The sequence below is a fragment of the Mesorhizobium sp. M7A.F.Ca.CA.001.10.2.1 genome (assembly GCF_003998575.1).
Taxonomy (GTDB): domain Bacteria; phylum Pseudomonadota; class Alphaproteobacteria; order Rhizobiales; family Rhizobiaceae; genus Mesorhizobium.
This window is the reverse complement of sequence record NZ_RZQY01000423.1, coordinates 1-5,213: the sequence shown is the minus strand read 5'-3', so window position 1 is coordinate 5,213 and position 5,213 is coordinate 1. Positions and strand designations below refer to the sequence as shown.

The 5,213-nt window shown below is 62.8% G+C and carries 6 protein-coding genes and 1 pseudogene; 3 read left to right on the top strand and 4 right to left on the bottom strand.

What is annotated here, in order from left to right; genetic code table 11:
• A partial coding sequence (locus EN964_RS23590) for a proline racemase family protein (RefSeq protein WP_164775953.1) occupies nucleotides 1-242 on the top strand: 242 nt, incomplete at its 5' end.
• Nucleotides 243-251: 9 nt separating this feature from the next.
• Here EN964_RS23590 and EN964_RS23585 read toward each other — a convergent pair.
• Nucleotides 252-962: a sulfate transporter family protein gene (locus EN964_RS23585; RefSeq protein WP_127266633.1), complete on the bottom strand. Its 711-nt coding sequence runs from the start codon at nucleotides 960-962 to the stop codon at nucleotides 252-254.
• 162 nt (nucleotides 963-1,124) lie between these two features.
• Nucleotides 1,125-2,042 carry a DMT family transporter gene (locus EN964_RS23580; protein ID WP_127266634.1) on the bottom strand — a complete coding sequence of 306 codons (918 nt, stop codon included), beginning with the start codon at nucleotides 2,040-2,042 and terminating at the stop codon, nucleotides 1,125-1,127.
• Nucleotides 2,043-2,263: 221 nt separating this feature from the next.
• On the opposite strand from EN964_RS23580, the gene EN964_RS23575 reads away from it, so the two are divergent.
• On the top strand, nucleotides 2,264-3,277 hold the full coding sequence (locus EN964_RS23575) for an adenosine kinase (protein ID WP_127273102.1): 1,014 nt from the start codon (nucleotides 2,264-2,266) through the stop codon (nucleotides 3,275-3,277).
• A 65-nt stretch (nucleotides 3,278-3,342) separates the two neighbouring features.
• The gene (gene tdh, locus EN964_RS23570; RefSeq protein ID WP_127276777.1) at nucleotides 3,343-4,377 is read left to right on the top strand and encodes an L-threonine 3-dehydrogenase; all 1,035 of its coding nucleotides are present in this window, start codon (nucleotides 3,343-3,345) and stop codon (nucleotides 4,375-4,377) included.
• A 7-nt stretch (nucleotides 4,378-4,384) separates the two neighbouring features.
• Here the strand turns inward: tdh and EN964_RS23565 are convergent, their stop codons facing one another.
• Both EN964_RS23565 and EN964_RS38755 read right to left on the bottom strand, forming a co-directional pair.
• Nucleotides 4,385-4,891 carry a DUF2380 domain-containing protein gene (locus tag EN964_RS23565; RefSeq protein ID WP_127269415.1) on the bottom strand — a complete coding sequence of 169 codons (507 nt, stop codon included), beginning with the start codon at nucleotides 4,889-4,891 and terminating at the stop codon, nucleotides 4,385-4,387.
• Between the two features lie 154 nt (nucleotides 4,892-5,045).
• A pseudogene (locus EN964_RS38755) lies at nucleotides 5,046-5,213 on the bottom strand (MarR family transcriptional regulator); the annotation flags it as partial.

The following is a 5,213-nucleotide window of genomic DNA, read 5'->3' as shown; positions in this document are numbered from 1 at the left end:
GTTCCGGCGTCACCGCGAGGCTGGCAGCCATGCATGCCAAGGGCGAGATCGCGATCGGACAGACGCGCACATTCGAAAGCATTGCCGGCTCGCGTTTTTCGGGAGCCGTGGTGCGGACTGCGAAGGCTGGCCCGCACGGGGCGATCATCGCCCGCGTCGGCGGCCGCGCCTATTATAGTGGCAGGACGGAGTTTATCGTCGAAGCGGACGACGAGCTCGGACGCGGATTCCTGTTGCGCTGAAGAAAATGCTCAGCGGCGCGAGGAGCGAGCCACTTCCCGCACCGAGATCGCCTTGTGCAGATGCACCATCACGGCGGCGGCGAAGAGCGGCGTCAGCAGGTTGAGCAACGGCACGGCGAGGAAAGCCGCGATGAGCAGCCCGGCGAGAAACACCGTGCCGGCATAGTGCCTGCGCAAGGCCCTGGCCTCTTCTTCCCCGCGAAAGCGCATGGCAGCGAATTCGAAGAACTCGCGCCCGAGCAGATAGCCGTTGACGATAAAGAAGGCGGCTATGTTGACGCCCGGCACCAGCAGAAGCAGCAGGGCGACGATGTTGCCGAGAATGACGACGCCGAGGAATCGCGCCGACAGCACCAGCGAGCGCAGCGCCGGCATGGCGCGACCGGTCGGATCGCCGGGATAGTCGGTGCGCTCGACCACTTCGGCGATATCGTCGAGGAACAGGCCGGCGACAACAGCCGTCACCGGCGCGATGAGCAATGCCATGCCGAAGGCAAGCGCTATCGCGGCGATGATGCCACCCAGCCAGCCGGCCCAGGACGGTATGCCGGGCAACAGCGTCTGCAGCCACGGCAGGGCGAGCCACTCGACGAGGCTGGTCAGGCCGAACCACAAGGCGACAAGCGCCAGCAGCGTCAGACCCAATGTCTTGAGGAACACGGCCCGAAAGGGAGGCGAGAGCAGCTCGAGGGCCGCAGTGCGGGCAGCGTCGAAAATCACCGTGCTTTACCCCCAGGTCACACCAGACACCGTCGAAAAGGCGGATGCTTCCGAGATAAGCAGAGCACGGCATGAGCGCAAGCAGGCCGGTTCTTTTGCTTTGACGCAATCCCCAATGCGCTTTTCCCGGGAAAACCGCTTCACACTTGTCCTGGAATTGCTCTACCGCGCAAATGCTGGCTTTCGAACCGGAATGGTCATGGCGGCGACCCCAGCCACGACAAAACCCATGCCCAGCCATGCCGTCGAGCCTAGGCTTTCGCCGAGGAAAAGGGCGCCGATGCCGACGCCGATCGGCACCCGCAGATAGGCCTGCGAGGTGGTGCCGACCGAACCCAACGTGTGGATGAGGCGGAAATAGATGACGAAGGCCAATGCGGTGGAAAACACCGACAGGCCGAGCAGGGCCAGAATCGACGCCGTTGAAGGCGCCAGCGTCCACGGCTGGTCGAACACCAGACTGAGGGGCACGAGGATGACGGCGCCGCACAGCATCGAACCGGCGGCAGGCAGCATCGGATCGAGACCCTTGAAGCCGCGGCCGAAAATGGCGGCCCCGGCATAGCAGATTGTTGCCGCTACGATGGCCAACTGCGCCCACAACTCGTGACCGAGGCCACCCAGTGCCTGCGTGCCGATGATGAGGCAGATGCCGGCAATGCCGGCGCCCACGCCAATCAGCTTGCGCAGCGTGACCGGCTCGTGGCGGGTGATGAGCGCTGTCAAGAGGAAGGTGAAGATCGGCGAGGTCGCATTCAGGATGGTGGCGAGGCCGGCATCGACCGAACGTTCCGCCGCGGCGATCAGGGTGAACGGGATGACGCTGTTGAGGCAGGCCTGGAAGGCGAAGCGGCGCCAGCTTGCCGCATCGCCCGGCATGGCGAGCCCGCGCCAGCGGAGGATGGCAAACAAGATACCACCGGCAATCAGGGTGCGGGCGGCGATGAAGGTGACCGGCGGGATGGTTTCGACGCCAATCTTGATGAAGGTGTAGGAGGCGCCCCAGAGCACCGCCAGCACGACGAGCAGCGCAAGGTCGGTGGTCATGTCGTTCTTTGCAGGCTCGTTCTTTGTCGGCATGGCTCGCCTTCAAACGGGATCGGGTGAGCCATGCTTGTAGGCGGTCCGGTGATGAAATGCTTCGGCCACGGTCGAATTGTCATAGCGCCTCGCGGCTGATGCGCCTTTTGCCTGTTCCGCCAAAGTTGCGTGTCACGCCCTAGGCAAACCGGTTTCAAATCGCTAGACCCGCGCCGGACCGGCGTGGCAAGAAGCCGGCTCGGGTTTTGGCGGAGATTTTGATGCCGGATTATGACGTGCTTTGCATCGGCAATGCCATTGTCGACATCATCGCCCAGTGCGACGAGGAGTTCCTCGAGACCAACGGCATCATCAAGGGCGCGATGAACCTCATCGACACACAGCGCGCCGAACTGCTCTACAGCCGCATGGGGCCGGCGATCGAGGCGTCCGGCGGCAGCGCCGGCAACACGGCGGCCGGCGTCGCCAGCTTCGGCGGCCGCGCCGCCTTCTTCGGCAAGGTCTCCAACGATGCGCTTGGCGAAATCTACGCGCACGACATTCATGCACAGGGCGTCGCCTTCGACACCACGCCGCTCAAGGGCGAGCCGCCGACGGCGCGCTCGATGATCTTCGTCACCCCCGACGGCGAGCGCTCGATGAACACCTATCTCGGCGCCTGCGTCGAGCTTGGCCCTGAGGATGTCGAAGCCGACAAGGCGTCCGGCGCCAAGGTCACCTATTTCGAAGGCTATCTGTGGGACCCGCCGCGCGCCAAGGAGGCAATCCGCCAGACGGCGAAGCTGGCGCACGCAGCAGGCCGAGAAGTGTCGATGACGCTGTCGGATTCGTTCTGCGTCGACCGCTACCGCGACGAATTCCTCGACCTGATGCGCTCGGGCACGGTCGACATCGTCTTTGCCAACAGCCACGAGATCAAGTCGCTCTACCAGACATCGTCGTTCGACGAGGCGCTGGCCCAGATCCGCAAGGATTGCCGGATCGCCGCCGTCACCCGCTCGGAAAAAGGCTCGGTGATCGTGCGCGGCGACGAGACCGTGGTGATCAAGGCGACCGCCATCAAGGAACTGGTCGACACGACGGGCGCCGGCGATCTCTATGCCGCCGGCTTCCTGCATGGCTACACGCAAGGCCGCGACCTGCAGACTTGCGGCGACCTTGGCTCACTGGCAGCCGGATTGGTGATCCAGCAGATCGGCCCCAGGCCCCGTCAGAATTTGCGCCGCGAGGCCGAGCAGGCGGGGCTGACCATTCCGGACGTTCAAACGAGTTAGTGGCCTACCTTCCCGTTGTGCAGGCTATCTCGCCAGAAGCGCAATCACGGAATAGGGAAATCCTGATGTCGAACATGATGAAGGCGCTTGTGAAGGCCAAGGCCGAACCGGGCATCTGGATGGAAGAGGTGCCGGTGCCGGAAATCGGCCCCAACGACGTGCTGATCAAGATCAAGAAGACGGCGATCTGCGGCACCGACGTGCACATCTACAATTGGGACCAGTGGGCGCAGAAGACGGTGCCGGTGCCGATGGTGACGGGCCATGAATTCGTCGGCACCGTTGCCGATTTCGGCGCAGCGGTCACCGAATACAAGGTCGGCCAGCGTGTATCGGGCGAAGGCCACATCGTCTGCGGCCATTGCCGCAACTGTCGCGCCGGGCGAGGGCATCTGTGCCGCAACACGCTCGGCGTCGGCGTCAACCGTCCTGGCGCCTTCGGCGAGTATCTGGCGATCCCGCAGCACAATGTCGTGCCGATCCCCGATGATGTGCCCGACGAGATCGCCGCGATCTTCGACCCGCTGGGCAATGCCGTCCACACCGCACTCTCCTTCGATCTGGTTGGCGAAGATGTGCTGGTGACCGGCGCCGGGCCGATCGGCATCATGGGCGCGCTCGTCGCGCAATGCGTCGGCGCGCGCAAAGTGGTCATCACCGACATCAACCCGCTGCGGCTGGCGCTGGCGAAAAAGCTCGGCGTCCAGCATGTCGTCGATGCCTCGAAGGAAAAGCTGCGCGACGTCATGCCAGTGCTCGGCATGACCGAGGGGTTCGACGTCGGCCTCGAAATGTCGGGCGCCGCCCCCGCTTTCCGCGACATGATCGACACCATGAACAATGGCGGCAAGATCGCCATTCTGGGCATCGCGCCGACCGGCTTCGAGATCGACTGGAACAAGGTCATCTTCAAGATGCTGCATCTCAAGGGCATCTACGGCCGCGAGATGTTCGAAACCTGGTACAAGATGATCGCGCTTGTGCAGGGCCCGCTGGATGTCTCCGGCCTGATCACCCACCGCATCGGCATCGACGATTTTCAGGCCGGCTTCGATGCGATGCGCAGCGGCAGTTCCGGCAAGGTGGTGATGGACTGGTAGATGCCGCCTAGCGCAGGATTCTGTTTTTCATCAGCCATTTCACGGAGCGGGGCCATGCGTGGTTCGCACCCATGCGAAGATCGGTAAACCCCTCCGAAACATGTCTCCCGGTTTCGGCGTCAAGGATGCGAATGAACATAGTATGTTCCGTTCGGTTGACGCGCGTTACGACGCCAAGCAAGGCAAGCGACGCGCCGTGCTCCTTGGCAATCGGTCCTTCACAACCAGCGCAGTTGCGCAATCCGTGCGGCGCAGCAGCCTGTGTATCCCTCGCCGGCACATCAATTACTGTAAAGCGCCCAGACTGGGAGAGCATGTCCTTTGCAACTTGTGCCGATTCCGACAGATAGCGCCTGTCATATTCATCTGGGGGAATTATTCCCGCCCCGGCGCTCTTGTCCTCCAATTCGAAAGGGAACACTTCGATCGACATCGGCTTTGTCTGCTGGGCCTGCGCAAATGTGCACGTGCCTACAAGTAGCGTCACCAGGACACTTAAGGCGCGAATGCTCATCGTAGTCCTCCCGTCGGTGTAATGGGCATTATACGCGGCCTGACAACGCAAATCACGATCAAATCGAAAGCAATGCTATGCTTTGGCTGCGGTGGGAGTTCCCACGCAGGTTCGCTCGAACTCCGTCGTTCAGAGTGATTGGCTTGATCTTGGACTAACCCATGCTCGGGACCAGACTGGTCTCCAATGCAGCCAGTCCGCTGGTGATCGCCGTGCGCTCTTCAGCGCTGAGCCTTGCCAGCAAATCCCGTTCGAACGCCTTGGCCAGCGCCACCATCTCGCGATAGGCGGCAAGTCCCGTTCCGGTCAGCGTCAGATGTTC

What these genes read in the sequence shown, in the direction of transcription:
- EN964_RS23575 (WP_127273102.1), top strand. Translation starts at nt 2,264, where the DNA reads ATGCCGGATTATGACGTGCTTTGCATCGGCAATGCCATTGTCGACATC.
- EN964_RS23565 (WP_127269415.1), bottom strand. Translation starts at nt 4,891, where the DNA reads ATGAGCATTCGCGCCTTAAGTGTCCTGGTGACGCTACTTGTAGGCACG.
- tdh (WP_127276777.1), top strand. Translation starts at nt 3,343, where the DNA reads ATGTCGAACATGATGAAGGCGCTTGTGAAGGCCAAGGCCGAACCGGGC.
- EN964_RS23580 (WP_127266634.1), bottom strand. Translation starts at nt 2,042, where the DNA reads ATGCCGACAAAGAACGAGCCTGCAAAGAACGACATGACCACCGACCTT.